The organism is Streptomyces alanosinicus, assembly GCF_014650595.1.
Lineage (GTDB): Bacteria > Actinomycetota > Actinomycetes > Streptomycetales > Streptomycetaceae > Streptomyces > Streptomyces alanosinicus.
Map to the genome: position 1 here is coordinate 22,713 of NZ_BMVG01000008.1, position 26,128 is coordinate 48,840.

22 protein-coding genes and 5 pseudogenes are annotated in these 26,128 nt (G+C 72.4%); 5 read left to right on the plus strand and 22 right to left on the minus strand.

Going from position 1 to position 26,128, the window contains the following annotated elements:
- Nucleotides 1–25: 25 nt before the first annotated feature.
- Entirely contained in the window at nt 26–2,293 is a 2,268-nt protein-coding gene (locus tag IE277_RS18930) for an FG-GAP repeat domain-containing protein (RefSeq protein WP_189953949.1), read from the plus strand.
- 74 nt (nt 2,294–2,367) lie between these two features.
- Here IE277_RS18930 and IE277_RS18935 read toward each other — a convergent pair.
- The 4 genes and pseudogenes from IE277_RS18935 to IE277_RS18950 all read right to left on the minus strand — a co-directional run bounded on the left by IE277_RS18935 (nt 2,368) and on the right by IE277_RS18950 (nt 5,516).
- Nucleotides 2,368–3,391: pseudogene (locus IE277_RS18935) on the minus strand (cytochrome P450).
- 64 nt (nt 3,392–3,455) lie between these two features.
- Entirely contained in the window at nt 3,456–4,670 is a 1,215-nt protein-coding gene (locus tag IE277_RS18940; RefSeq protein ID WP_189953950.1) for an NAD(P)/FAD-dependent oxidoreductase, read from the minus strand.
- Nucleotides 4,667–4,867, minus strand: coding sequence for a ferredoxin (locus IE277_RS18945; protein ID WP_189953951.1), 201 nt, complete (start codon nt 4,865–4,867; stop codon nt 4,667–4,669). The genes IE277_RS18940 and IE277_RS18945 overlap by 4 nt, the downstream gene beginning before the upstream one ends.
- Before the next feature lie 112 nt (nt 4,868–4,979).
- Nucleotides 4,980–5,516: a TetR/AcrR family transcriptional regulator gene (locus IE277_RS18950; protein ID WP_373310821.1), complete on the minus strand. Its 537-nt coding sequence runs from the start codon at nt 5,514–5,516 to the stop codon at nt 4,980–4,982.
- 219 nt (nt 5,517–5,735) lie between these two features.
- Here IE277_RS18950 and IE277_RS18955 point away from each other — a divergent pair.
- Together IE277_RS18955 and IE277_RS18960 are read left to right on the plus strand one after the other, a co-directional pair.
- Nucleotides 5,736–6,888, plus strand: a pseudogene (locus tag IE277_RS18955) (sensor histidine kinase).
- Nucleotides 6,876–7,349, plus strand: a pseudogene (locus IE277_RS18960) (response regulator); the annotation flags it as partial. The pseudogenes IE277_RS18955 and IE277_RS18960, both read left to right, overlap by 13 nt.
- A 129-nt stretch (nt 7,350–7,478) precedes the next feature.
- Here the strand turns inward: IE277_RS18960 and IE277_RS18965 are convergent.
- The 8 genes and pseudogenes from IE277_RS18965 to IE277_RS19005 all read right to left on the minus strand — a co-directional run bounded on the left by IE277_RS18965 (nt 7,479) and on the right by IE277_RS19005 (nt 13,913).
- Nucleotides 7,479–7,946 (minus strand): DUF6294 family protein, encoded by a 468-nt coding sequence (locus tag IE277_RS18965; protein WP_189954492.1) that lies wholly within the window; start codon nt 7,944–7,946, stop codon nt 7,479–7,481.
- Nucleotides 7,943–8,281 carry a hypothetical protein gene (locus IE277_RS18970; protein ID WP_189954494.1) on the minus strand — a complete coding sequence of 113 codons (339 nt, stop codon included), beginning with the start codon at nt 8,279–8,281 and terminating at the stop codon, nt 7,943–7,945. Before IE277_RS18970 ends, IE277_RS18965 begins: the two co-directional genes overlap by 4 nt.
- 67 nt (nt 8,282–8,348) lie before the next feature.
- Nucleotides 8,349–8,693: a hypothetical protein gene (locus IE277_RS18975; RefSeq protein WP_189953953.1), complete on the minus strand. Its 345-nt coding sequence runs from the start codon at nt 8,691–8,693 to the stop codon at nt 8,349–8,351.
- Between the two features lie 147 nt (nt 8,694–8,840).
- Nucleotides 8,841–9,473, minus strand: coding sequence for a LysM peptidoglycan-binding domain-containing protein (locus IE277_RS49190; protein WP_189953955.1), 633 nt, complete (start codon nt 9,471–9,473; stop codon nt 8,841–8,843).
- Nucleotides 9,474–9,882: 409 nt separating this feature from the next.
- The gene (locus IE277_RS18985) at nt 9,883–10,383 is read right to left on the minus strand and encodes a hypothetical protein (protein ID WP_189953957.1); all 501 of its coding nucleotides are present in this window, start codon (nt 10,381–10,383) and stop codon (nt 9,883–9,885) included.
- A 107-nt stretch (nt 10,384–10,490) separates the two neighbouring features.
- Nucleotides 10,491–10,814, minus strand: coding sequence for a hypothetical protein (locus IE277_RS47220; RefSeq protein ID WP_229881763.1), 324 nt, complete (start codon nt 10,812–10,814; stop codon nt 10,491–10,493).
- Between the two features lie 349 nt (nt 10,815–11,163).
- Nucleotides 11,164–13,109, minus strand: a pseudogene (locus IE277_RS18995) (serine/threonine-protein kinase); the annotation flags it as partial.
- A gap of 312 nt (nt 13,110–13,421) precedes the next feature.
- Nucleotides 13,422–13,913 carry a peptidylprolyl isomerase gene (locus tag IE277_RS19005; RefSeq protein ID WP_189954440.1) on the minus strand — a complete coding sequence of 164 codons (492 nt, stop codon included), beginning with the start codon at nt 13,911–13,913 and terminating at the stop codon, nt 13,422–13,424.
- 199 nt (nt 13,914–14,112) lie between these two features.
- On the opposite strand from IE277_RS19005, the pseudogene IE277_RS48825 reads away from it, so the two are divergent.
- Together IE277_RS48825 and IE277_RS19015 are read left to right on the plus strand one after the other, a co-directional pair.
- Nucleotides 14,113–14,319, plus strand: a pseudogene (locus IE277_RS48825) (GntT/GntP/DsdX family permease); the annotation flags it as partial.
- A gap of 163 nt (nt 14,320–14,482) precedes the next feature.
- Complete coding sequence (locus IE277_RS19015) at nt 14,483–15,631, plus strand: LmeA family phospholipid-binding protein (RefSeq protein ID WP_229881764.1); 1,149 nt, start codon at nt 14,483–14,485, stop codon at nt 15,629–15,631.
- Between the two features lie 50 nt (nt 15,632–15,681).
- On the opposite strand, the gene IE277_RS19020 is transcribed toward IE277_RS19015, so the two are convergent.
- The 10 genes from IE277_RS19020 to IE277_RS19060 form a co-directional block, all read right to left on the minus strand.
- Nucleotides 15,682–16,650 carry an asparaginase gene (locus IE277_RS19020; RefSeq protein ID WP_308433405.1) on the minus strand — a complete coding sequence of 323 codons (969 nt, stop codon included), beginning with the start codon at nt 16,648–16,650 and terminating at the stop codon, nt 15,682–15,684.
- Nucleotides 16,651–16,742: 92 nt separating this feature from the next.
- A complete protein-coding gene (locus IE277_RS19025) occupies nt 16,743–17,507 on the minus strand; it encodes a class I SAM-dependent methyltransferase (protein ID WP_189953966.1) in 765 nt (254 codons plus the stop codon).
- A 92-nt stretch (nt 17,508–17,599) separates the two neighbouring features.
- Nucleotides 17,600–18,808, minus strand: coding sequence for an aminotransferase class V-fold PLP-dependent enzyme (locus IE277_RS19030; RefSeq protein WP_189953968.1), 1,209 nt, complete (start codon nt 18,806–18,808; stop codon nt 17,600–17,602).
- A 6-nt stretch (nt 18,809–18,814) separates the two neighbouring features.
- Entirely contained in the window at nt 18,815–20,134 is a 1,320-nt protein-coding gene (locus IE277_RS19035) for a pyridoxal-phosphate dependent enzyme (RefSeq protein WP_189953970.1), read from the minus strand.
- Complete coding sequence (locus IE277_RS19040; protein WP_189953972.1) at nt 20,131–21,618, minus strand: Y4yA family PLP-dependent enzyme; 1,488 nt, start codon at nt 21,616–21,618, stop codon at nt 20,131–20,133. The genes IE277_RS19035 and IE277_RS19040 overlap by 4 nt, the downstream gene beginning before the upstream one ends.
- Before the next feature lie 97 nt (nt 21,619–21,715).
- The gene (locus IE277_RS49195; RefSeq protein WP_308433406.1) at nt 21,716–22,624 is read right to left on the minus strand and encodes a helix-turn-helix transcriptional regulator; all 909 of its coding nucleotides are present in this window, start codon (nt 22,622–22,624) and stop codon (nt 21,716–21,718) included.
- Complete coding sequence (locus IE277_RS47230; protein ID WP_229881772.1) at nt 22,593–23,360, minus strand: tetratricopeptide repeat protein; 768 nt, start codon at nt 23,358–23,360, stop codon at nt 22,593–22,595. Before IE277_RS47230 ends, IE277_RS49195 begins: the two co-directional genes overlap by 32 nt.
- Nucleotides 23,361–23,510: 150 nt before the next feature.
- Entirely contained in the window at nt 23,511–24,455 is a 945-nt protein-coding gene (locus tag IE277_RS19050) for an ATP-binding protein (RefSeq protein ID WP_189953976.1), read from the minus strand.
- A gap of 39 nt (nt 24,456–24,494) precedes the next feature.
- The gene (locus IE277_RS19055; protein WP_189953978.1) at nt 24,495–25,478 is read right to left on the minus strand and encodes a sugar-binding transcriptional regulator; all 984 of its coding nucleotides are present in this window, start codon (nt 25,476–25,478) and stop codon (nt 24,495–24,497) included.
- 119 nt (nt 25,479–25,597) lie between these two features.
- Nucleotides 25,598–26,095, minus strand: a complete 498-nt coding sequence (locus IE277_RS19060) for an ATP-binding protein (protein WP_189953980.1) — start codon at nt 26,093–26,095, stop codon at nt 25,598–25,600.
- Between the last annotated feature and the right edge of the window lie 33 nt (nt 26,096–26,128).

Here is a 26,128-nt window from a genome sequence, read left to right on the forward strand (position 1 = left end):
TGTGCAGCCTGTGGGGGGCCGGATCGTGAACTCGCATGTCGTCAAAGGGGCTTTCGCGCTCGTGCTGAGCGGGGGTCTGGTGGGGGCTCTGCCCGCGCTGTCGGCCGAGGCGGCACCCGCGTCGACAGCCGCGGGTGCGGCGTCCGGCGCGCAGACGGGGGCTGCCGAGGTGGCTACCGACCCCGTGCAGCCCGGCACCTGGGGCGCGTCCACCGAACTCGCCTCCTCCGCCCGGCATGACGTCCTGAGCCTGCAGGCCCGCGCCGACGGCGCCCTCGTCGTCCTGCGCAACCAGCCGCAGGATCCCGCACAGTCCATGGAGGTCCGCCGGCTCACCATCCAGGTCCGCCCGGCCGGCAGCACCACCTGGGCCGCGCCGCAGACGCTGTCCACCGCCTCCGACTACATCCACGGCTCCAGCACCCTCGCCGCGCAGGCCGACGGCTCCTTCGTCGCCTACTGGCGCGAACGCCTCCCGCAGGGCAAGGTCCTCCTCAAGGCCGCCACCCTGGCCCCCGGTGCCACCCGCTGGTCCGACCCGAGCACCGTCGCCGCCACCGACTGGGTCGACGCCTCTCCCGTGGTTTTCGGCAGCGCCACCGGCCGGCTCACCGCCGTCTGGGTCACCCAGGTCACGGGCGCACGCGAGCTGCACATGGCCGAGCGGCCGACCCCCGGCAGCGCCTGGTCCGAGCCCACCGTGTTCGAGACGGTCAAGAGCGACGAAGACGGCGAGTGGACCCTGACCGGATTGTCCGCCACCGTCGACAAGGCGGGCAACGCGGCCATCGCGTGGAATCTGGACGACGCCCTCCGTGAGGGCGGCGGAATCCGCGCGACCGGAACCGAGGTCTCGTACCACTCCCGGATCATGGAGCGCAAGGCCGGCGCGGCCACCTGGGGCGAGCCGGAGGACCTGACCCCGCTCGCCGGCACCCGTCCCGGCGCCCTCCGCCTGGACGCGGACCCGGCCGGCGGCCTCACCATGCTGTGGGCGAGCGCCGGCAACGGACCGCTCCGCTTCGCCCGCAAGAGCGCTCCCGGCCAGGCGTGGACCGCCCCCGAGGAGACACCGCTCACCGGCTGGTACGCCCCTTACGGCCTGCCCCGTCCGCTGACCGCCCCGAACGGTGATGTCACCCTCGTCGACAACACCGGCAACGCGGTGATCTCCACCACCCGCTCCGCTCGCACCGGACTGTGGGGCGCCGTCGAACAGGCCGACGACCGGCGTCCCATCGGCACGTCCCACGCGTCCGTCAGCTCCGGCATCGCCTCCGACGGCACCGTGCACGCGGGCTGGACCGTGTCCCTCGGCAACGGCTCGTACCGGTTCGTCTCCGCCTTCCGCACCCGTGGCGGCTGGTCGGCCCCCACGACGCTGGCCGACGGCACCGGCAACCACACCGTCTCCGGCGCCCTCACGGTCACGGGCACCCGCCCCACCGCTCTCTGGTACGACAGCGACGCCGGCGGCGGCCCGCTGTACGCCGTCAACGGCACCTCCCGCGCACTGCCCGGCGTCCGGGACTACGGCGACGACCGCCGCGCCGACGTGCTGTCCCTGACCGGCACCACCCTGGCCCGCTACGACGGCGACGCCGCGGGCCACCTCGCCAAGGGCTCGGTGCACAGCGGCGCGATGACCACCGACTGGCCCGCCGGCACCCGGTTCACGGGCTTCGGCGACCTCAACGGGGACCGTGTCAACGACGTCCTCGCCGTGCTGCCCACGGGCGAGGCCCGGATGTACGAGACCCCGGCGGGCCGGCTGCCCGTCCCGACGTCGCCGTACCGGAAGATCAGCGCCGACTGGCGCGGCTACAACGTCCTCACCGCCCCCGGCGACCTGACCGGCGACGGCCGCGCCGACCTGCTGGCCCGCTCCGCCGCGACCGGTGACGTCTATCTGTACGCGGGCAACGGCAGCGCCGGGTTCGCGCCGCGGGTCAGGATCCGGTCCGGCTGGAAGGGGTACACCCGGGTGATCGGCGCCGGGGACCTGGGCGGCGACGGGCGTGGGGACGTGCTGGCCCTCGACGGCTCCGGCGAGCTGTGGCGGTACAACGGCACCGGCACCGGCAAGCTCGCCGACCGTGTCCTGGTCTTCCGGGACTGGGGCAAGACCTACCGTCAGGTGCTCGGTGCCGGCGATCTGAACGGCGACGGCAAGGCCGATCTGCTCTCGGTCGACTCCGACGGGGTGGCCTGGCTCAACCCGGGCACCGGCCATGGCACGTTCGGCGGCCGGGTCCGCGTCGGCTCGGGCTGGAGCGGCCGTACCCTCTCCTGACCGGGCGCGCCCTCCCACAGAGGTGAACAGCGGTGTCCGTCGAGACTCGGCCGAGGCTCGACGGACACCGCCGGCTACCAGGTGACCGGCAGTTCGTGGACGCCGTAGATCACCGCGTCGTACTTGAAGGGGATCCGCTCCGTGTCGACGGCCGCCCTCAGGGCCGGGATCCGGCGGAAGAGGGTGGGACAGATGACCTGGAGTTCCATCCGGGCAAGCGGCTGACCGACGCGGTGGTGGGTGCCGGCGCCGAAGGCCAGGTGGGGGCGGGCGTTGCGGGTGATGTCGAAGGTGTCGGGGTCGGGGAAGACCTGGGGGTCCCGGTTGGCGAGTTCGCTGAGCAGGATGACACCGTCGCCCGCGCGGATGGTCTCACCGGCGATCTCGATGTCCTCCAGCGCCGTGCGGCGCCGTCCGAGGTGCACGATCGACAGATAGCGCAGCAGTTCCTCGACGGCGTCGGCGACCACCTGGGGATCGTCGGCGTCGCGGATCGCGGCGAGTTGCTCCGGGTGCTCCAGCAGCAGGAGGGTACCCAGAGTGATCATGTTGGCGGTGGTCTCGTGTCCGCCGAGGTGCAGCAGCACGCCCATGGTATCGGGGTCACGGCGGGTCAGTTCACCGGCTTCGACGCGTGCGGCCAGGGCGGACAGGAGGTCGTCGCCGGGATCCGTGAGCTTCCCCGCGACCGGTTTGTCGAGGTATTCGGTGAGGGCCAGGTGGGCGGTGTGCCGTGCCTCGGCGTCGGCGGTGGCGGAGACGATGGTCTTGCTGTTGGTCAGTTTGATGGTGAAGATTCCGCTGACCATGCGGCGCAGCCGGGCGTGCTCCGGATCGTCCATGCCGACGAAGCGCATGTCCGTATGGCCGGTGCCGGCCCTCTGCGGGTCGACGGGGCTGGGGATGTTTCTTCTGCTCGGCATGGCTGGTGACCACCCAGGGGGTGCTCTCGCCCCAGGACCGGACCCTGCCGACCGGTCCGCGGTCGAAGAGGGCGCGCATCTCGGGGGCGACGCCGAACGGGCAGCCGGAGGAGCGCGGGTCGGGGAACGGGGGGATGCCGGTGGATTCCGCGCCGGCGTGGGGTGCCGTCGTCATGATGGTCCTTCGCTGGTCGGGCGTGGGGGGGGGGAGCAGGGGCTTCTGCCGGGGGCTGTCCGGGTCAGGCGGACGGCGCGGCGGCGGTCGCCGCGGCGGCGCAATCCCGGCCGCCGCCGGGGGTGCCGGTGAGCAGGCGGCTGTGTATGCGGGCCTGTTTGGGCATGTTCCATCCCAGTACGGCACCGGTGCGGCCGGCCCGGTCGTAGCGGGCGACGAAGCGGTCGCCGTCCTCGCCCTCGACGATCGTGACGTCGGCGTCCGGTGCCGGGGCGCCGTAGACCTGTATCTTCACGTCGAACTGGTCGGTCCAGAAGTAGGGCACGGGGGCGTAGACGAGGTCCTGCCCGAGGATGTTCGCGGCGACGACGCCGGCCTGGGCGGTCGCGTTCGTACGGTTCTCCAGCCGGAGGTGGGTGCCCAGACCCTGGTGGTACCAGCGGGCCACGTCGCCCGCCGCGTACACGCCAGGCGCGGCACGGCAGTAGGCGTCGCAGGTCACTCCGTCCGTCAGATCGAGTCCGCTTCCGGCGAGCCAGTCGGTGGCCGGTGTGCAGCCGATGGCGGCCACGACCACGTCGGCGGACAGGACTTCGCCGGAGGTCAGTCGCACGCCGGTCGCCCGCCCCTGGTCGCGGGTGAGCTCGCCGACACCGACCCCGCTGACGAGCCGGACACCGTTACGGGTGTGCAGATCCGCCAGGGCACCCGCGACCCGGGGGCCGAACTGGTCCTGCATGGGCGCCGGTTGGAGTCCGGCCAGCGTGGTGGTGAGGCCGAGTCCGGCGGCGGTGGCGGCGATCTCCGATCCGAGGACGCCGTTGCCGACGACAACGACCCGGCGGGAGTTCCTGAGCGCGCCGCGCAGCGCCACCGCCTCGTCGAGGGTGCGCAGGACGTGCAGTCCGGTCAGGTCCTCCGCGCCGGGAAGCCGGCGCGGGCGCAGTCCGGTGGACAGGACCACTGCCTCCGCGCTCAGGGCGCGCCCGTGGGCGGTGTGCACGGTGCGGCCGGGTACGTCGAGGGCGACGGCCGCGTCACCGAGGAGGAACTCGGCACCCAGCGCGTCCAGTTGCTCCTGTGTCCGCAGATGCGCGCGTTCCGGATCCCAGGTGCCGGAGAGGATCTGCTTGGACAGGGGCGGACGGTCGTACGGGGCTCCGGCGGCGGCGTCCAGCACGGTCAGCCGGCCGTCGTAGCCCTTGCGGCGCAGCGCCTCGACGGTGCTGAGGCCGGCGGCCGAGGCGCCGACGACGAGCACGCCGGCGGGGGCGCTCATGCCTCCTCGCCGATGTGGATCGCGGCGGCCGGGCACACCTCGGCGGACTCCCTTGCCGCCTGGTGGTGTTCGGGTGCCGGCGCGGCATCGAGCAGGACGACGATGCCGTCCTCGTCCCGCTGGTCGAACACCTCGGGTGCGAGCATGACGCACTGCCCGGCACCGCAGCACTTCGTTTCATCGACGCTGATCTTCATGTGTCCTGTCTCCGTTCGGTGTGGGGGGTGAATGGTCCGGCTGTGAGGGGTGGATGGTCCCGTTGTAAAGGGGCTTGGTCGAGGGGGACTTGGTCGCGGGAGGGCTACGCGGTCACATCCGGCGGGAGGTGACCGGTGCGGTCATCAGGCCGACGACCGCGTCGGTCAGGTCGCCGGCGGTCCGCTGCCAGGAGGGGCGCGGCAGTCCGGTGCCCTCGGCCAGGGCCTGCTCCTGCTCGGCGCAGGCATGGGTGATCAGGTGCCGGGCCATCTCGCCGCGTGCGGCGCGGGTCCCGGGCGGCAGATGCCCGAGCAGCCCGCCGAGTCCGTCCAGGGTCCGGCGCAGGTGCGGCCGGTTCAGGGCTTCCTCGGAGACGAGCGCCCGCATCGCCGGGTCGGTCATGACCTGAGCTGCCATGCGGTCGGACCGCTCTCCGTGCCGTGTCGTGATCGCGCGGACCAGCTCGGTGCGGCTGCCGAAGTGGTAGCTGACGGCGGTCACGTTGCGCTGGCCGGCCGCCTCGCCGATCTGCCGGTTGGAAACGGCGCACAGGCCGTGCTCGGCGAACAGCCGCTCCGCCACCGTCATGATCGCCTCCCGGGTTCCCGCCGCGCGGTCCGGCCGGGGCGTGTGCAGCGAACGGGTCACTCCGCACCTCCTTCGGTGTCGTGCGCAGCACTGGACTACTGGAGATCCCTGGTGGCAGCGGTCGAAAGGTTCGCCAGGTCCACGGTTGCGCACCCGGCGCGCCCCATCGAGGGAGTGGTCCCCCCGATCAGGGGTGAAGCGGGCTGGACCCCCGCGGTGGAGCCCGCTCCCCCGCGGCCGGGGCGACCGTCGCCCAGCGTGGATGACGTGTGGAGAACGATGGCCCAGGCCGCCCGGGCCGCCCGGGCCACGGTCCACCTGGTCCTGACCGCGGCGATGGGCTTCGGCCTGTATCTCTTCATCAGCGTGCTGCTGATCACGGCCGTCGCCACGCTCGCGGTGGTCGGGGCGTGGATGCTGCCGGAAACGGTGCTGCTGATCCGGCGGATCGCCGGGGCGAAGCGGCATCAGGTGACGTCCTGGACCGGCCGGCAGATCCCCGAGGCGTACACGCCGCTCACCGGCACCGTGCGGCGAGCGGCCGCGCAAGACGGTCCTCGACCCCGGTACGCACACCGACCTGCGCCAGCTCGGCGCCCAGTATCTGTACAGCCCGCTGGCCCTGCTGGCGCTGCCCCTGTGGCCGCTCGGGCTGGCCGTCGACGGGGTGTGGTGCGGGCTGTTGCGGCGCAGGGCGGCCGTGCTGCCGCTGATCACCGCCCTCGCCGGCCTGGGGGCCCGCTGCTCCGAGGCGCTGCTCAAGCCGTCCCCGAAGGCCCGGCTCGCCGTACGGGTCGAGGAGCTGACCCAGACACGGGCGGGCGCGATCGCCGCGCACGCCGCGGAGCTGCGCCGGATCGAGCGGGATCTCCACGACGGCACCCAGGCCCGGCTGGTCTCGCTCTCCATGCGGATCGGCCTGGCCGGACGCGCCTACGAGCATGACCCCGACACCGCCCGCCGGATGCTCGGCGACGCCCAGGACCTGGCCGAGGAGGCGCTGGCCGAGCTGCGCCATGTCGTCCGCGGCATCCACCCGCCGATCCTCACCGACCGCGGGCTGGCGGGCGCGGTCCGGGCACTCGCCGCGAACAGCGGGCTCGATGTGACCGTGCGGGTGGACGGCCTGGAGGACACCGGGGCGCGCGCCCCGGCAGCCGTGGAGGCGGCCGCGTACTTCGCGGTCGCGGAGGCCCTCACCGACACGGCGAAGCACAGCGGGGCCTCCCGGGCCGCGGTCCGCCTGGAACGCCTGCCCACCGGACCGCGCGCCGTGGTCCGGGACGAAGGTCTCGGCGGCGCGGACGAGGGGGCCGGCACCGGGCTGCTCGGCATCCGCCGCCGTGTCGCCGCCCTGGACGGTGCCGTGTCCGTGACCAGCCCCGTCGGGGGACCGACCACGATTGCCGTGGAGCTGCCGTGCGTGTGGTGATCGCCGAGGACAACGCCCTCCTCAGAGAGGGGCTCGTCCTGCTGCTGAGGTCGGCCGGACACGATGTCGTCGCCGTCGTCGGCAACGGGCCCGAGATCCTCCCCGCGCTGCTGGAACACATCCCGGACGTGGCCGTCCTCGATGTGCGGATGCCGCCGCACTTCCGCGACGAGGGCCTGGGCGCCGCACGCGAGGCGCGTGCGCGGCTCCCCGGCCTGCCCGTACTCGTCCTGTCCCAGTACGTCGAGGAGTCGTACGCCGCGGAACTCCTCGAAAGCGGCGCCGGCGGGCTCGGCTATCTGCTCAAGGACCGGGTGGGACGGGTCGAGGAGTTCCTCGACGCCATGGAGCGGGTCGCAGGCCGAGGGACCGCGCTCGACCCCGAGGTGGTCACCGAGCTGCTGACCCGGCGCCGCGACAGGCCCCTCGACTCGCTGACACCGCGCGAGCGCGAGGACTTGAGCCGCTCCCGCGCGACACGGTCGAGGACCGACCGTGTCGCGCGGGCCGGCGCCTCGGGTAGCCCGCGTCGACTCGAGTGTCCTCCGACCCGGGCTCGCGAGGCGCCAGCTGTCAGTGCTGTGGTCCGATCAGCAGGAGGCCCACTGAGTCACCCTGACCGTGGCGTCGTAGAAGCTCGGTTCGTAGGTGCCGTTTGCCGTCCAGTCGTGCTTCTTGCTCGCCCACATGGTCGGGCTGTCGTACGTCGAGGTGGTGAACAGGCCCTGGCCCGCGGAGTCCTTCAGCTCGAAACGCGCATGCCACACGTCACCGCTGAGTGTGAAGTCCGTCCAGGTCCGTGCGCTGAACGCGAGGGTGCCGTCCGCGTACAGCCGCAGGTATCCGCCGGTCTGGTGGCAGTCCCCGACCTTCAGATCCCCCCAGCTGAACCACTTGTAGGCGACGTCGGCGAGCCCGGCCCGGGACTCGGTCGACACACCCGAGCGAACGGCGTCACTGTTGGTGTCGGCCCAGGCCGGCGTATGGAACACCAGCACAGCGGCGAGCACGGCGGTCACCGTCGCCAAGAGCCGGCCCACACGTCGAAGAGCGGTCATGACCTGGCCCCCCTCGCGGCCTCGGGCGCCGAGCCCAGCCGGACAGCCAATGCCTGGGCGCCGGTGGGCGCGTCCCAGGTGGCGCCGACCCCGACCAACGCCCCCCACCCTCCGCGGCACGAGGAGTCCGCGTACAGGAACGCCGTGTCTGTGGTGTCGTTGGCTAACTCCACGGCGCCGCCCACGAGCGGGAGGCAGGTGTCGCTCGCCGGTTCGTCGACCCGGAAGGCCCCTCCGGCCGCCGTGATGTAGGTGTAGCTTCCGTCGGCCGCTTGGGCGCTTTCGGGCACGGCGACCAGCAGTGCCAGCGCGAAGCCTGCCGCCAGGGCAGGCATCCGCACACGACGGAGTGCCGATGACGAATTCACGATTCCCCTCTCCTTGGCCACTCTTCGGCCCTGGTCAGCAGCTGCCGCACTGGTATTCCGAGAACCACGGCTGTGAACACACCAGCCCGTCACAGTCCCGGCACCACTGGCCGCAGAGCAGCCGGTGGTTCGGAGCGTCGCAGCGCGATGTGCCGCTGCTCTCGCAGACCGGCACCATCACCCGCACCTTCTTGCCGGACGCGACCGCCGCCGCTGTCCGGCGGTCGAGTTCGGCACGAGCCTGATCGGGGGTGTAGCACCGATGCTGCTGGACCTTGGCCGTGGGAGCGGGCACCAGCGCGTCGGCGGCGGCGCTGGCGGGCATCCCGAGGGCGAAGACCAGGGCGAAGAGAGCCGGAACGGCTCTGCGGAGTCTCATCACGCCGCGATGTTGCCCTGTCGCCAAATGGGCCATTCTCGTGATAATAGGTAATATAAGCAGGTCAGTGGCCTGCACTGGTGCGGTTGCGCGCCGTCGCGCACGGCTTGGTGTTGCCGTCGCGACGGCGCGCACTCCGTGCGGCCGCTAGTCGGGCAGGGTGAGCCGCTGGCCCGGGTAGATCACATCCGGGTCGCGGCCGATGACGTTCCGGTTGGCGTCGTACAGGCGCCGCCAGCCACCGGAGACGGCGGCCCGCTGGGCGACGAGCGCCAGGGTGTCGCCGCCGTGCACGGTGTACGACCCCCCGAGGTGCCGGCCGGTGCCCCCGCGTGAGCGGGACGGCGACACGGTGTGCCGGTGGCGGGCGGGACGCAGGAGCGGCTCGCTCCGCCCACCGCCCCGAGTGAGGTGCGCGCGCACCGAACAGACCGGCCACGCTCCCGGACCCTGGTGGGCGAGGACCGCTTCCGCCACGTTGATCTGCTCCGCCCGGGTCGCCAGATCGGCCCGGGGGGCGTACGCCGTTCCGCCGTAGGCCGCCCACGTCGGCTGGGTGAACTGCAGTCCGCCGTAGTTGCCGTTGCCGGTGTTGGTGCTCCAGTTGCCGCCGCTCTCGCAGCCGGCGACCCGGTCCCAGGTGGTGCCGGAGGCCGCTTCGCCGATGCCGGGGGCGAGGAGCGGCAGGACGACGCCGAAACTGCCGATGGTGAGGGCGAGGCGGAGCGACGGCAGGAGGCGTGGGGACGTGGTGCCGCGGTGCCGCGGTCGTGCGGTCATAGGCTTTCCTCTCCACTGCGGATCCAGCCCACCGGTCGCCCCGGTGAGCTGTAGGCAGTACGGCAGTGACGCCCGGCCGCTCACAAGGCGTGCGGAGTTCACGGACGGTCATGCGCCGCTCCGCGCGACCTCGCACTTCCCTGACGACCCATCAGTTCCGTCGGGGTGTGGGCATACAAGTGAGCACGGGCGCACGGAAGTTGAACCACCGCGATTCCAGACCTCGTCGCCCGTCGACAGCACGCCGCGGGAGCAGCGCTCATCGGTGTCCGGGACGGGAGCGCACCGCCCGGATGCGGCGGCCGGGGCGGCGGCGCTGCGGGGTCAGGCACCGGGCAAACGCGCCAGGAGGCGCACACCTCCGTCCCTCGCGCGATGATCCGCGTCTTGGGCGGGAAACGGCGATGGACTACGGGGTTCCGGCCCGCCGGGCAGGCGTCCGCCCTCGGGCCGTGCGCACGAGGTGCCGGACGGTCAGGGGGCGCCGCCCGGCTTCGGGCCGTGGTAGCCGGGGCCGGGAGAAGGCGTCGATGCCGACCTCGTAACGGACGCGGGGGTTGGTCCGGTTGTGGCAGACGTGGGCGCCCGTGGAGTGGATGGCGAGGCCGATGGCGTGGTCGGTGGGGGCGGCGAAGGTGTTGCCGACGATGGTGAGGTGCTGCACGTCCTCGAACATCAGGGCCTGGGACGCCTTCCGGGTGTCGCAGTAGTTGTCCCGGATGACGAAGTCGTACGTGCGGCCGTGCCCGTCGTACACGGCCGGATGTGCGGCGGTGCCGCCCTGGGTGACGACGAGCCGCCGATGCGTGGCGGCCGAGGCGGGTGACGGGTTCCACGCGGCCACGCCCAGGGCCGCGGCGGCGGTGAGCAGGGCGGCGGTCCTGAGCGCGGGTCGTGATGGGGCCGGCATGGCGAGGAGCGTAGGCAGGGGCGGCCGGGAGGGGTCCCGAGCCCGGTGGGGCGCGCGGGGCGCGGCGGGCGGAGGGCTCGGCGGGCAGGGGCTCGCGAAGTCGGGGGTCAGGGTGCCTCGACGAGGGCCAGGTCCATGGGGACGAGGGTCGTGGAGGCCAGCAGGGCGCGCAGCAGATGGTCGTTGAGGGCGTTGCCGACCGGTTCGCCGATCTCCTCGCGGGTCAGGTACGGCACCCCGTCGCGCGAGAGCCGGGCGCGCACGGCGTCGACGAGGTGGGCGACGCGTTTGTCCGTCCAGCCCGCGCCGGGTTGCAGCTCGTCGAGCTGCGCGGCCGTCTGCTTCCAGGTCAGCGGCTGCGGCCTCGGCTCGTGCAGCAGATAGCGCCGGCCGAGCACGACGAGGGCCAGCTTCTCCTGCTCGGTCAGCACCCACACCCGCGGCGGGCGGGTGACGTCCCCGTGCCGGGCGCGGGGCCGTTCGTCGCCCGCGCCGGTGACGAGGACTTCGAGCAGGTGCTCGCGTCCCCGTGAGCCCTGGATGAACAGCGGGGTGTAGCCGGTGGACAGCGGGAGGGGTTCCTCGCCGTGGAACAGCAGCCGGCCCTCGGTGCAGCGGATCGGCAGCCGGCCGCTGGTGCTCAGCCACCATCGCCCGTCCCGACGGGTGAGCGTGCCCTGGCCCTCGCGCTCACCGGTGGCATCACGGTGCCGGGCACCGGTGCGGACACTCCGCGGGCGAGGCTGCCGTGGGTGGCGGGGAGAACTACGAGGTTCTGCGTCATGCGGGCGGTTTCACTTTCCGGGCAGGGTCTTCGCGACGGTCCGCGCGGCGGCGCCCGCGAGCGACTCGGCGCGTGTGCACACCTTCGCGTTCTGCTGTCCCTGCTCCTGCACGGTCAGCCGGAACAGCTCGATGGTCCGGTCGCCGACGGAGTCGGTGAAGGTGCGGTGTGTGGACGACGCAGCTGTCGTCTCCCTCCTCCTTGGGAGAGACATAAGCAGTGGTGCCGGCGATACGCGCGGGACTGCCGTTGTCGGACAGGTCGTTGTCCTGTGTGAACTGCACCTGGACATAGGCGCGTCGGCCGTCCGGGCTCGCCCAGTCGCAGGCCCAGTGGGCGAAGCCGTGATCCTTCGGCCGCGGCCGAAGGCCGGGCACCTGCTTCAGCGCGGCCTGGTCCAGCAGCGCGCAGGCGTCCAGCCGGGCCAGGGAGTCGGCGGGCCAGGCCGCCGAACGCCGTGGCACGGGGCCCTGGTCCAGCACGGCGACCGCGTGGTCGGCGGCCGCGTCCGACAGCGCGCACGGTTCGGGCGCGCCGGCGCCGTCCCGTTTGCCGTTGACCACGATCTGCCGACGGTCCGACGTCGTGATGAACCGCAGACACTCGTCGCCGTCCCGCTTCAGGGAGGCGACCTCGACGTTGCCGACCCTGCGGACGGGCACCGCGCTGTCGAACTCCACCGGATCACTGCTGAAGTCGACCTCGGCGTCGGCGATCTCGTCCCCGTCGGAGTCGAGCACCAGTACGTCACACCGGTTCAGCTGACCGTAGGTGGGGGCGAGTTCCGTGTGGCCGAAACGGCTCAGCGACGCGGCGTCCATCACCTTGCAGGGGTCGGCGCTCGGTTCGTCGCCCAGGGCACCGGCCCAAGCCGGCACCGCCGCCGGGGGCTTCGCGCCGGAGCGGGGCCCGGTGCTGTGCTGCTGCCCGAAGGACCAGGGGCCGAAGAGGGCGAGCCCGGTCGCGAGCCCGGCGTCGGCCAGGACCGCCGTCGTGACCGTCCACGCCCGGCGCCGACCGCGCAGCTGACGACCACGCAGCTGACGAGCACGCACCTTTCGTGGCAGCCACAGGGTGAGCGACGGCAGGGCCGGCGTCCGGCGGAACCGCAGCGTCTCGTCCGCGCTCCCCCGCACCCCCTCGTTCAGGTGCTCCTGGACGTATTCCCGGATGTGCGCGGGCAGTGGCGCGGCACGGGTGAGCAAGGTGCGTGCCGCGGCGGCGTCCGGACGGTTCCCCGGCTCCACCGCAAGGAGCGCGGTGAGCGGTTCGCCGAGCGGGCCCGCCTGCTGCGGGGCGTCCACCTGTCCTTCGAGAGCGCGGGCCAGATAGCCCATCACGTGCTCGAACCGCCCGTAGGGCGAGCGGCCCTCGATCGCCGCGAACAGACTGGCGCCGAGGGAGAAGACATCGGCCTTCGCGTCCGGCGCCCCGCCCTTGGCGACCTCGGGCGCGAGATAGCGGGGCTTGCCGCGCACCGTGCCCGTCGTCGTGTGGGTGCCGGTCTCGGTGACCTCGCTCCACAGGGCGCGCGCGATCCCGAAGTCCGTCAGCCGGGCCACGCCGTCCTCGGTGACCAGGATGTTCTCCGGCGTCACATCGCCGTGCACCACGCTTTCGCCGCGGGACTTCGTCAGTGCCGCCGCGATCTGGCCGCCGATCGACCGACCTCCTGAGGGGAGAGCGGGCCGCGCTCCTCCACCAACTGGGCCAGGCTGCGCGAGGGTACGTATTCCATGACGATCCAGCAGGCGTCACCGTCGGCGACGTAGTCGAACACGGCCACGACGTTGGGATGGTGCAGCCGCGCGGCGCAGCGCGCCTCCGTCATCAGCCGCCGGGCGGCCTTGGCATCGTCCGGGCGGGCGCACCTGACGGCCACGCCGCGGTCCAGCAGTTCGTCCCGGGCCTGCCAGACGACGCCCATCCCGCCCTGTCCGATGGGCTCCTGCAGCCGATACCGGCCCCCGACCCTGTACCCGGCCTCCGGTGTCACCGGCACCGCCCCACTCCCTGCCCACACCGCCCCCACCGACACGCCTGGTTCCGCACGGGTGACAGAGTGTACTCAGTGGCGATCGGCGCCAGGAGCCATCGGGCCGACCGTCACAGGATCCCCCCAGGAGTCGCTCCCGGGCCGGCATCGCCGAACTGCCGTACCCGGTACGGCGCTTGGGCGACGGGGCTCCGACGGCAGCCGGCCGGGGCCCGCGCTGCGGGACCCCGGCCGGTGAACGGGTGAAGGTCGGCAGGCTCAGAGCACCTGTGCGGACACGATCGTCACCGGTTCCACCGGAACGTCGCCGTGCCCGGCCCGGGACGTGGTGCGTACGCCGTCGATCGCGTCCACCACTTCGGTGCCGGCCGTCACCTTGCCGAACACCGCGTAACCCCAGCCGTCCTGGCCCGGGTAGTTCAGGAAATCGTTGTCGCTGGTGTTGATGAAGAACTGCGCGCTGGCCGAATGCGGATCGGACGTACGCGCCATCGCCACCGTGTACTTGTCGTTGCGCAGGCCGTTCTTGGCTTCGTTCTCCACCCGCTGCGACGCGGTCTTCTGCTTCATGTCCGCGGTCATGCCACCGCCTTGGATCATGAAACCGGAGATCACCCGGTGGAAGATCGTGCCCTCGTAGTGACCGGACCGGACATAGTCGACGAAGTTCGCCACGGTCTTCGGGGCCTTCGACTCATCGAGCTCCAGGGTGATGTCCCCGGCAGAGGTATTCAGCAACACTGTGGTCATTCGGCGATCATATGTCTCCGGTTCGATATGACCTGGACCACACACCGGTAGGTCTTCCGTCACGGCCGCTGGAAGCGTAGGTTCCGGTTACCCCGCGAGAGCGTCTCTTGCAGGCGCCGGTCCGCCAGTCCCGGGGCGGCGGACCAGCGGGGGCCAAAACTGCACGCATCACCTGACCCCGTTCTACGGCCTGCTCATCGCCGGAGCCGCCGTGACGCACCTGGCCACGTCCGGGTCGGGGCCCGTGCTCCACATCAAGCACACCGCGGACGGCTGGTCGCTGTCGCCGATCATCCTCGCCTGGCTCATCGCGGCCATCCTCCGTGTCGCCCTCGGCTCGGCGACCGTCCCCGTCGTCACCGCCTCGGGCGTGGCCCTGCCACTGCTCGCCGACAGCGGGGTCCACGTGACTCATTTCGCGCCTTACTTCGAGTAGGACTTGCAGACCAGGTGTGACTATGTGATGAAATCTGGCGATGCGTACCCCCCACATACCGACGCATCAACCTGCCCAGTCCGACGGGCGTCCCCCCGATCGGGTTCCATCCGGCCGTAATCCTTACGACGAATTGGCCGCGCTGGCGGACAATCCGCTGGAGGAGTTCCTGACCGAGGAAGACCCGGCGGACCGGCGGGACGACGCGGAAGAGCCCTGGTCGCCACCCAATCACCGGCGCGGCAGCCGGCGCCGTAACCGCGCCACCGGCCTTCCCACCCTGGTCCGTCTCCTGGTGTGGGTGCTGACCTTCGCCGCCCTCCTCGTCCTGGCCGACCGCTGGGCGCTGCTCTACGCCGAGCACAAGGCCGCCCAGCGGCTCAAGGACTCGATGCATCTCGCCGCCGCGCCCGAGGTCTCCATCGGCGGCTTTCCCTTCCTCACCCAGCTGGTGAACCGGCGCCTGGACTCGGTTCGGGTCACCGTCCCCGACATCCCGGCCCAGCGCGTCACCCTCACCCAGGTCACCGCGACCGCCGACGACATCCGCATCGACGGCGACGGACCCACCACCGTGCGCGGCGCGCTCGTTCGCCAGATGCACGGTCAGGTCCTGCTGTCCTTCGCCGACATGAACCGTGAACTCGGCGCCTCACAGGTGGCCTTCACGGCTCAGGGGCCCGGCCGCGTCCGTGCCCACGGCACCCTGCGCATCGCCGGCCGCGATCTGAGCGTGCAGGCCGACGCCCGCATCCGGCTCGACGGAGAGCGCGGCATCGCCACGTCCGTGGACGGCATCCGGCTCGACATCGACGACCTCGCCACGTACCGGCCCGGCACCGGGCCCGCCGAGGGCCTCCATCTGACGCCCGGCTCAGCCCGCCGGCTCACCCGGGAGGCGGAGCAGGCCAAGGCCCTGCTGAGCATCCCGGCGGTCGTACACCGCCTGGGTGTTCCCGACAGCGCGGTGAGTACCGCGCTGCACGACGAGGACAAGCTCCATCAGCTCACCGGCGCGCCGCGCTTTCTGCACGGACTGACCAGGATCAACCTCGTGGACGTGGCGGTCGCCCACCCGGCCTTCCTCAAGCGGCTGGGCCTCGACCCGTCCCTGCTCACCACGCTGACCAAGCTCACCCGCCCGCAGATCGCCGACCGCTTCTCCTTCGCCTTCAAGCTCCCGAAGCCCCCTGGGGGCGCGTTGCGACTGCAGAGCGTGACCGTGGACAAGGACGGCATCCGCGCCGACGTGTCAGGGACGGGGCTGCTGCTGGGCCACTGAACGTGCGCCTCGACATGCCCCTCGTACCGGCAGGGCCTCATTTACCGCGCTCAGCCGCGCAGGGCGAACGCTTCCGCGATCTCCTTGCGTCCGGCTCCTGCCGCCACCAGCAGCCGGAGCAGCACCCGGGCCTTGTACGGGTCGAGGAAGGCGCCGTCGATCAGCCCGCGCCGGCGCAGGTCCGTCTCCGAGCCGGGCGCGCCGTAGGTGTGCCGCAGGACCGAACCGCTGCCGGTGCGCGAGGTCAGCACGACCGGCATGTGCTCGGTCAGGGCGCCGAGCCGGGGCGCGAGCACATCGGGTACGTGACCGACACCGAAACCCGCGACGACCAGGCCCCGATGCGTTCGCTCCAGGCCCTGGAGCTGTGCGCCGTCGTCGTCCAGGGTCACCACGTGCAGGGCGACGCGGGCGGCCGCGAGCCGCTCCCGGTCGCATACGGCGGACAGCGGCTCGTGCCGGGGCGGGGCGAGGAGCATCCGTACCCGGCCCTCGACGACATGTCCGAGCGGGCCGGTGTTCGGCGAGGCGAAGGTCGCGGTGCTCGTGCTGTGCGTCTTGCGCACCCAGCGCGCCGCGTGCACCTCGTCGTTGAAGACGACCAGCGCACCCGCGCCGCGCGCCTCGCGGGCCAGGGCGACGCGAACGGCGGCGAGCACGTTCGCCGGTCCGTCCGCCCCCGCCGTGGCCGGCTGCCGCATCGCACCGGTCAGCACCAACGGCTTCTCGTGCGGCCACACCAGGTCGGCCAGGAAGGCCGTCTCCTCCAGGGTGTCGGTGCCCTGCGTGACGACGACGCCGTCCGTGCCGTCGGCCACGGCCCGTGCGGCGACCGCGACGACATCGAGGACCTGCGCGAAGGTGAGACTGCCGCTGGGCACGGCGTGCACGTCCCGCACATCGAGCGGGACCCCCAGCTCCGCCAGTCCCGGTACGGCCGCGGTGATCTCGGCACCGCTCAGCCGCGCGCCCCGGGCGCCGCCCGGCACCGATATCGTTCCCCCGAGTGCCAACAGCACGACCCCCAACGCCCGCTCCCTCGCCCGCACTTCGCCGGGCGGAGACCCGCCGGGCGCCCCCAACGTACCCGTCTGGCCGACCCGCGCCCAGGTCAGCGGACCGCCACGACGACACAGCTGTCGCCGTACTGCCAGACGGCGCCGGCCTGTGCGAACCCCGACTGCCGCAGCAGGCGGACATGGTCGGACAGGGACAGCCGGGCGGCGCTGTCGGTGCCGGTGGACGACTGTCGCCGGCCGCGTTCGGCGAGCAGCTCGGCCAGCTCGGGTTCCCCGGCGGCGGCCGTCCACCAGGAGGCCCAGTCCTCGTGGACGAGGGCCCGCTGCCGCTGGGCCCGACGGCGTCCCACACACCCCGCCACCTCGGCGAGCACGGCGTCGTCCGGCGGAAGGTGGTCGCCGTTGACGAGGACGCCGCCGGGTCGCAGCAGCGCGGCGAGTTCCCGGTAGACGCGGCGCAGCGTGCCGGGGTCCAGGTAGTGCAGGGCGGTCGTCGAGACGGCCGCGTCCAGCGGGTGGTCGAGGGCCAGCGCCCGTGTCCAGCCGTGCTCGCCGATCACCGTGTCGACGTAGCGGGCCGCGTCCGCGTGGTGAACCCGGGCCAGCTCCAGCAGCAGGGGGTCCCGGTCCACGGCCACGATGTCCGCGTGCGGCAGTCGGCGGGCCAGCCGCGCCGCCAGCGATCCGGGGCCGCAGCCGAGGTCGACGACCGTGGGCCGGCCGGTGCGGCCCACGGTGATGTGCTCGATGACATCGGCGATCACCGTGAAGCGGTCCTCACGGTCGACGGCGTAACGCTGCTGCTGGAGTTCCCAGCGCTCCACCCACTTCTCGGCCGTCGCCAGGCTCAGTCCCATCCGGTCGTGCCACCTTGCCGTCTCGTACGAGTTCTCTTCCTCCGAACCCTATGATGGAAACGGTTTCCATTACATTTCGAAGGCGGCCCCCGTCACCCGAGAGTGGCAAGGACCGACAGCAGCCGGTCGATCTCCTCGACCGTGCTGTAGACATGAAGGCTCACCCGCACCGACTCGCTGCTCTCCCCCGCGCTGCCCTGGCAGTGCTGGTCGCAGCGGACCATGAAGCCGTGGCTGAAGAGGATGAATCCCAGGTCGCCGGAGCCGATCTCCCGGTGCCGGAAGGTCACGATGCCCTGGCGCCGCTGAACCGGTGAGTCGGCGGCCAGACTGGTCTGGCAGCCGAGGATCTCGTAGGCGTCCAGGTGGCGCAGCCCGTCGGTGAGACGGGACGCCAGCGCGACCGTCCACCGCTCGATCCGGTCCGTGCCCGCGGCCTCCAGCCAGTCCAGCGCGGCGGCCAGCGAGACGATGCCCACCGTGTGCGGGGTGCCGGACCAGCCGCCGGGCACGAACCGCGGTCCGCGCGCCTGGCGGGCCCAGACCGCCCCCGAGCCGGGCAGGGCCAGCGCCTTGTGCCCGGAGAAGGCGACGAAGTCGACGTCCAGGCCGGCCAGGGACACCGGCAGATGGCCGATACTCTGGGCGGCGTCCAGACAGATGACCGCGTCCGGGCCGACCGCCTCCCGGATACGGGGGATGTTCATGTCGCCGCCGTACACGTGGTGGACATGGGTGACGGCGACGAACCTGGTGCGGGGCCCGGCGAGCCGGGCGAGGACGGTGTGGTCGTAGTCGCCGGATGCCTGCTGGTAGGGCATCGGCAGGACGCGGACATGGGTGCCCTGGCGGGCCAGCTGCCGCTGGGTCTCCAGCCAGGGCTCGATGTTGGCCTGGTGATCGGCGACGGGTACGACGATCTCGTCGCCGTCCACGAGGAAGCCGGGGAGCCAGTCGCGGGCGATCGTCCGCAGCCCCTCGGTGGTGCCGCTGGTGAAATGCACGGCCGACCGCTCCGGATCCGGGTCGCGCAGAAAGCGCCGGACCCGGTCCCGGGTCTCTTCCACCAGGGATGTGGTGCGGTTGGCCCACGGGTAGGTGCCGCGTCCGGCGTTGGCGTTGGTGGTGGTGAGATAGGTCTGTACGGCGTCCAGGACCGCCTGGGGTTTCTGGGCGGTGGCCGCGCTGTCGAGGTACGCCAGGTCCGGATGCCCGGTGAGGATCGGGAACTGGGCCCGCAGCGCCCGCTGCCACTCCCCCGACTCCCCCGGACCGGCTGTGGTGTTGACGCACGAGGTCATCTGTCGTCAGTCCCGCACCAGCGGGGCGCCGGCGTCCCGCCAGGCGATGATGCCGCCGGCCAGGCTGCGTACGTCCGGGTGGCCCATCCGGTTCAGCAGCGCGGCGTAGCGGGCCGACTTCTCGCCGACCGGGCAGGCCAGCAGCACCGGACGGGTACGGCTGAAGGGCAGTCCGCCGTGCAGCAGCTCCTCGAACAGCTCGTCGACGATGTTGACGGAGCCGTCGATGTGGAGGGCGGCGAAGGCGTAGGGGCTGCGCAGATCCACGACGAGCGGGGCACCGGTGCCGATCCAGGTCCGGGCATCCTCCACACCGATGGCGGGCGCCGCCTGCACCTCGGCGTCGGTGAGATCGGCCGGGGAGTTGGCGCGGCGCGGGCGGCCGAACAGGTCGGGGCGGCGCCGGCGGACGTAGCTCATATAGCTCTCGACCCGGTCGCAGACGATGAAGACGGCCGACTGTCGCGCCGAGGACGCGGCGCGGGCGGCCTTCAGCCGGCGCACGGCGCCGAAGTAGGCGGCACCCCCGGTCGGTCCGGCCAGGATGCCGCACCGCCGGTTCAGGGTGAGCATCCCCTCGATCGCCTCGTCCGAGTCGACCGCCTCGATGGAGTCGTAGGTGCCGGGGTCGAAGAGGCCCACCTGGTGCGCCTCGTCGATGGTGCGGATGCCGGGGATGAAGTCGGACTTGGCGGCGACCAGCCCGACGACCCGTACGGCGGGATCGTGTTCGCGCAGTACCCGGGCGACGCCGGTGGAGGAGCCCGCCGTGCCCACACAGGCGATGAACCAGTCCGGGGCGCGCCCGTCCAGGTCCTTGACGATCTCCGGTCCGGTGCCGGCGAGGTGAGCCTCGGTGTTGCGCGGGTTGAAGTACTGGTCCGTGTGCAGATAGGCGCTGCCGGGCTCGGACAGGGTCCGGTGGAAGAGGGTGAGCGGGTCGTCGGTGGCGGTGGGATCCAGGCATTCGCTCTGGCCGGGCAGTTCCTCGATCTCGGCGCCGAGCAGCAGCAGAAGGTCCTTGATCTCCGGCACGCGCATCCGGTTGGTGACGCTCTTGAAGGTCAGGCCGTACATCCCGGCGAGGACGGCCAGCGCCTTGGCGGTGTTGCCGCTGGACAGTTCGACGACCTGGCTGCCGTGCGCGGCCGCCTCTGCCAGCCGTGGGCCGGCCATGTTCCAGGCGGCCCGGTCCTTGACCGACCCGAACGGATTGAGCAGCTCCAGCTTGGCGTAAAGGTCGATATGTGCCAGACCGTGCACGGCCGGGTCGATGCGCACCAGCGGTGTGTTGCCGATGGCCTCGGTGATGCTGTCGTACCTCACTGCGCTCCCCCCATGTCGTATCCCACCCCGCCCATGGATGTGACCGGCCAGTACTGGTCGTCCAGGCACCAGCGCCAGCTGCCGGCCTGCTGCCAGGCGGCGACCTTGGCCGCGGCCGGCTGCTGCTGGGCGCGGGTGGCGTGGAAGTCCATGCAGTAACCGGCGGTGTTGGCGAAGGCCAGCAGGTCGCCGGGTTCGGGCCGGCGCGGCAGGAAGACCGTCCGGCGCGTGATCAGGTCGGTTTCCAGGCACAGACTGCCGAAGAGATGCACGGCGACCGGTTCCGCGGCCGGCCTCGCCCGGCCGCGGGGGACGACGACGGGGTCCATCAGCACTCCGTGTTCCTCCAGGCCCACGTCGTCGGCCTTGGCCGCGAGCCGTACGAGGAGTGCGCCTCCGTTCCGCGGCGCACGCACCTCCAGCACTCTGGCCAGGGTCAGCCCGCACTGGTCCAGCAGGGCCCGGCCGGGTTCGATGTACAGGTCGTAGAGGTGCTCCAGCAGCAGTGCGGCGAGGGGCCGGCCGTCGAAGGAGGCGGCCGGGTGGGCGAGCAGTTCGTCGAGGTAGCGCGGCCCGGCGACCGGGCGGTGGGCGGGGTAGAGGCCGAGCGAGCCGCGCAGCGTGCCGCTTTCGTTGCGCAGTCCGTAGCCGTGCCCGCCCCAGGTCAGTGGCGGCCGGGTGCCGAGGACGGCCGCGGTGAGCGCGGTCGTGTACCGCTCCCACTGCGCGCCGTCGGCCAGGTAGTCGACGCCGAATCCGCCGCCGATGTCCACGGCCGAGGGGCGCAGTCCCCGGCCGCGGCACTCCTCCAGCACCCGCAGACAGCCGTCCAGCGCGGTGGCCTTCTCGGTGACGCTCGTGGTGTCCAGGTGATAGGCCACGCCCACCAGTTCCACGACGTCGCTGTGCCGCTGGACCGCTTCCAGCAGTTGCTCCGACTCGTTCACGGGCGTCCCGAAACGGCTGCGTCTGCTCAGCACCCGCACGCCGGATGTCTCGAATCCCGCCAGCCGGAGCAGGACGCGCGTCCGCGGAAGGGTGAACTTGCGGACGAGTACGGCGAGTTGCTCCAGTTCGGCCGGACCGTCGACCACGACGGTGACCGAGGTGCGTGCGGCCAGCCACAGGAAGTCCGGGTTCTTCGGACCGGTGGCCGTGATGCGGTCGGGGGTGAAGCCGGCGCCGAGCGCGTGCTGGAGTTCCCCGAGGGAGGCGACGTCCACGCCGGCGTCCGTGGCCGCCAGCCGCCGCAGCAGGGCGCTGGAACGATTGGCCTTGTGCGCGAACAGCACCTGGCCGGACAGCCGATGTGTGCCGTACACCGACCTGAACTGCTCCAGATTGGCGGCGAGTTGATCGGGCATCACCATGTTCAGCGGAGAGCCGAGGGCGTCGGTGAGGGTGTGCAGCAGTTCGGGCGCCGCGAGGAGCGAGCGCAGCCATTCGCCCAGCCGTGGTGCGAGATACAAGGGCGGTGCGCCCATACGTGGCCCTCCCCGGCGCATCGGGCCCGGCTTCCCGGACACGCTCCCCCGCTCCCCGCGGTGCGCCGTGTAGCACTCTTCCCGTCCGCCCGCCGCTCTATCCCCCTGAAACTTCAAAAGCGGGGTGAACCGAACGCTTCTTGTCAGCTGTCGCCGTGGGCGGTGCGGGGCTGGGCGGGCAGGCTGGGCTCGGGGAGGTGGTCAGTGCCGTGCCGAGGTCGGCTCTGCCGTCGATCGCGAGCTTGCGGTAGACGTGGGTGAGATGGAACTCCACGGTGCGCCGGCTGACGAACAGGGCGGAGGCGATCGCTTGGTTGTCCATGCCGGTGGCGGCGAGGGAGGCGATACGGTGTTCGCGTTCGGTGAGCGCGCTCACTCCGGACTGACGTCTGCGGCGGGGGCGCGCGCCGGTGGCAAGGAAGGCGCGGTAGGCGCGTTCGGACAGGGGGGCGGCGCCTGAGGTGTCGGCGAGGTCGAGTGCCTGGCACAGCGCTGTCCGTGCCTCGGTGGCCCGGGGGGGCAGCCGGCCGAGGATGCGCAGGCTGGTGGCGATGGTGTGGTCGGCGCCCCGGCGGCGTGCTCGTACCAGCTCCTCCTCGGCCAGGTCCATGGCGGTGTCGTGGTCGCCGAGGCGCTGGTGGACGAGGGCGGCGTGGGAGCGCCAGGGGACGAGGGCGGGGTTGTCGTATCCGCCGTCGCGCATCAGCTGGGCGCAGGCGCCGAGTTCGTCCAGGGCGGCGTGCTGGTCGCCTCGGGCGTGGTGGTTCCGGGCGCGCGCGGCATGCAGGGCGGACCAGCTCCAGTGGCTGCCTGCCGGACTCTGGTAGGAGGCCTGGCAGACGTGGTCCGCCTCTTCGGCGGCGCCGAGGTCGAGCAGGGCGTGGATGACCTGGGCGGTGGCATAGGGCTGGTAGCGCCGCCCCGGCGGGGCCAGGGCGAGGGCCTGGCGGCCCAGTGACAGGGCGGAGGTGATGTCACCCGTGCGGTGGGCGATCTTGGCGCGCATCGCCAGGAAGAGGGACTGCACGGGGGCGGGCTGGCGGTGGATGCCGTCGCCGAGGAGCTGGTCGCAGCAGCGGGCGTCGGTGAGGCGGCCCGCGTGCAGCAGCGCGGCCGCCGCGAACACGGTCGTGAGCGCGGGGTCCTCCGTCGGTCCGGGCCGGGCGAGCCCGGTCGGCGAAATCGGCGGCAGCGTGGGCGCACTGTCCGCTCAGCGTGGTCTTCAGGGCGAGCGCGGCCAGCAGCAGTCGCTGTCCGGGGCTCGCACCGGCCAGGTCGCGGGCGATGTGGCCGCGGGCTATCCAGGCGTCGGCCACGTGCGGGGTCTCCTCCAGGAGGACCAGGATGCCCTGGGCCCACAGCCGGTACAGCGTCTCGCGGTCGTCCTCGCCGAACTGGCCGGCCAGTTCGTCCAGCAGGGCCACGGCCGCTTCGGCACGCCCGGTGCGGACCAGCGCCTCGGCCAGGTGCGGCACCAGGGTCGCCCGCACCCGGACGTCGGCCTCGCCTGCCAGGACCGTACGCAGATGCGTGGCGGCCGCTTCGGGGTCGCTGTGCACCTCGGCGACGCCCAGCCGGGCCAGGAGCCCGGGGCGGTCGGTGTCCGGGGGCGGCTCCGCCAGGGCACGGCGCAGATACGCGCCGGCAGCGGACAGATCCGAGTGCTCCTCGGCGACACGGGCCGCCTCCCGCAGCACCGGCACCCGCCAGGCCTGTCCCCCGGGTGTGGTGAGCAGCAGCATGTCGGCGATCTCGGAGGGAGGGGCGCCGAGGTCGCGCAGTGCTTCGGCCGCCCGGGAACGCAGTGTGCCGAGCGCGTGCTCGCCCGCCTGTGCGGTGAGGACCTGGGCGACGGCGGCGGAGCGGAGTTGCCAGGGCGGTCCCGCGCACCCTCATCCGGCGTCCTCCGGGGCGGTGACGGCCTGTTCCGCGTCGGATACGGCGATCCGCGCCGTCGCCGCGAGCAGTGGCAGACCGGTCACCTGGCCGAGGGCGATGACCACGGTGGCCGTGGCGGTCACCGCGGGTGCGTGGCGGTTCAGCAGCAGGGGCAGGGCGCGCAGGACGGCGCGGTCGCAGAGACCGGCCGCCTGGTCCGGCGTGATCCGCGGGGCCGGAGTGCCGGTGCGGGCGACGGAGACGGCCACGGCGTCCAGCAGCCCCGGGTTGCCGCCGGTGGCGGCATGGCACACCGCCGCGCTGTCGGGCTCCAGGGCCTGGCCGAGCTTGCCGGCCAAGGTGTCGGCCGTGCCCTGTTCGGACAGGGGCCGCAGAGACAGCCGGGGGAATTCCGGGCATGCCGCCAGCGCCGTTTCGAGCGCTCCGCGGGCGGCTCCGGTGGCCGTACGGCCGGCCACGGCCAGTCCGATCGGGACACCCTCCAGACGACGGGCCAGGTAGGCCAGCCATCGCTGGGAGAGGTCATCGGCGTGGTGGGCGTCGTCGACCAGCAGGACCACCGGGCCTCGCCGCGACAGACGCAGCAGCACCAGATAGAGATCGTGGAAGCGTTCGACGGGCAGGGCACGGTCGCCGGACCCGTCGGGGAGCGGGGCCGGGCCGGCGTCCAGCAGGCCGCGGTCCTCCTCGCTCAGCAGCGCGTCGAGCAGTTGACGGACGGCTCCCCACGGCTCGGCCGCCTCGTGCGGACAGCAGCGTGCCCGCAACACGTGGGCCTTGTGCCGGCGGGCACGGGCCGCGGCCTCCGCCGGCAGCGCACCCTTTCCGGCCCCGGCCGGTGCCTCGACCGACACAGCCGTGCCAGCGCCCGCCACGACGTGGCCGAGCAGGGCGTTCAGCACCTGCAGTGCGCGGGCGCGCTCCACGAGAGGCGTCATGGTCTCTCCGTACGTTGTCCGGCCACGCCGGCCCGGGGGTCAGCGCAGCAGGTGCTCCGCCACGGCCGTGTTGGTGACGATGCCGTTGAACAGGCCGGTTCTCAGTGCCGCCGAGGTGGCGGCGGCCCGCTCGGCACCGTCGGCGAGGAGGATCACGTCGGGCACGCGGCGCAGTTCGTCGAAGCCGATCGCGATGATCCGCTCGGTGAGTTCCGGGGCGACGGGACGCCCGTCCGCGTCCAGCAGCTGACCCACGACCTCCGCGCAGGTTCCTCGGCTCCGGTACTGCTCGCGCTCGTCGGCGCCGAGTGCGTCGTAGATGGTGGACAGGCCCGGCTCCCAGGCGCCGACGGTGACCAGGGCCTTGGTGAGGTGCTGGAACTGGCCGACCGCCTCAGCGATGCCCGGCTGCCGGCGCAGCGTCCGGGCTGTCGCGCCGTCAGGAAGGAGAAGTGGCGCGTGGATCGGATACACGGGGCCGCGCGCGATGGAGGCGGCTCGGCGCACGGCTTCCACGGCGTTGTTGTCCACGGGCCGCAGCGGGGTCACCCCGCACAGCTGCACCACCCTGCAGCGGGCCAGCACGGTCAGTTCACGGCCGACCGCCTCGATCTCGGGGCCCCAGACGAGGCCGAGGACATCGGAATCGGTGACGATCTCGGCGAGCAGCGCCGCGGCGACCGAGCCGAGGCGCTGGGTGGCCAGCACCGCGCCGCCCGGATCCTGCTGTGCCGAGGTGAAGACGACGCAGTGGCGGAGGTCGTACCGGCTGCGCAGGGCGTCGGAGCGCTCGGCGTCCAGTTCGGCGGGGAGCCTGACCTCCAGCCGGATCAGGCCGTTGTGCAGCGCGGTCTCCAGCATGCGGGCCACCTTGAAGCGGCTGATGCCGAACTCCTCCGCGATCTCGGTCTTCGACCTGCCTTCGAGGTAGAACCGACGGGCCATGGCGGCGGTCTGCACCAGCTCCTCCGGGCCCGTGTGGTGCGGCGGCCTGCCGACGCGCGGTCTGTGCTGTGTGCTCATGCCGTCCATCACCTGTCTTCCGACGCCAGCCGTCCCGTGCCAGTCGTCTCACACCTGTCTTCCGACGCCGGTCCTCCCATACCTGTCGTCCCACACAGTCAGGACCGTTCCCCGACATGTCAGCCGGGGACGGCGGCGGCCACCCGGGGCAGACAGGCCCGGACCCACTTGCCGCCTCCGGGCGCCCAGCCGGCTGTCCAGGACCCGGCGAGCGAGGCGACGATCGCGAGTCCGCGCCCGCAGTCGTCGTCCTGCCCTGCCGAGCGCCGGACCGGCAGGTCCGGTGACGGGTCACGCACCTCGGCGTGGAGTGCGTCGGGTCTCAGTCGCAAGGTGAGTGTGATCGACGATTCCGGTCCGAGCGGTTCGGAATGCACGGCGTGTCGGTGTGTGGTCCGCGGCGGTCGGCAGCCATGGCAGACGGCATTCGTGACGAGTTCGCATACGACCAGGACGGCCGCTTCGATGAATTCCTCCGCCGCCCCCCAGCGGCGCAGGGAGTTTCTGGTGAAAGCGCGCGCCTGCCGGGGCGCGGTCAGGACGGCCGGCAATTCGATGGAGGCGGAGGCGACTTCGGCAGCAGCGCACGGAACGTCGCGTTCGGCTACAGCGTTCATGGTGTCTTCCGATCTTTCAGAAGAGTCTGGTTC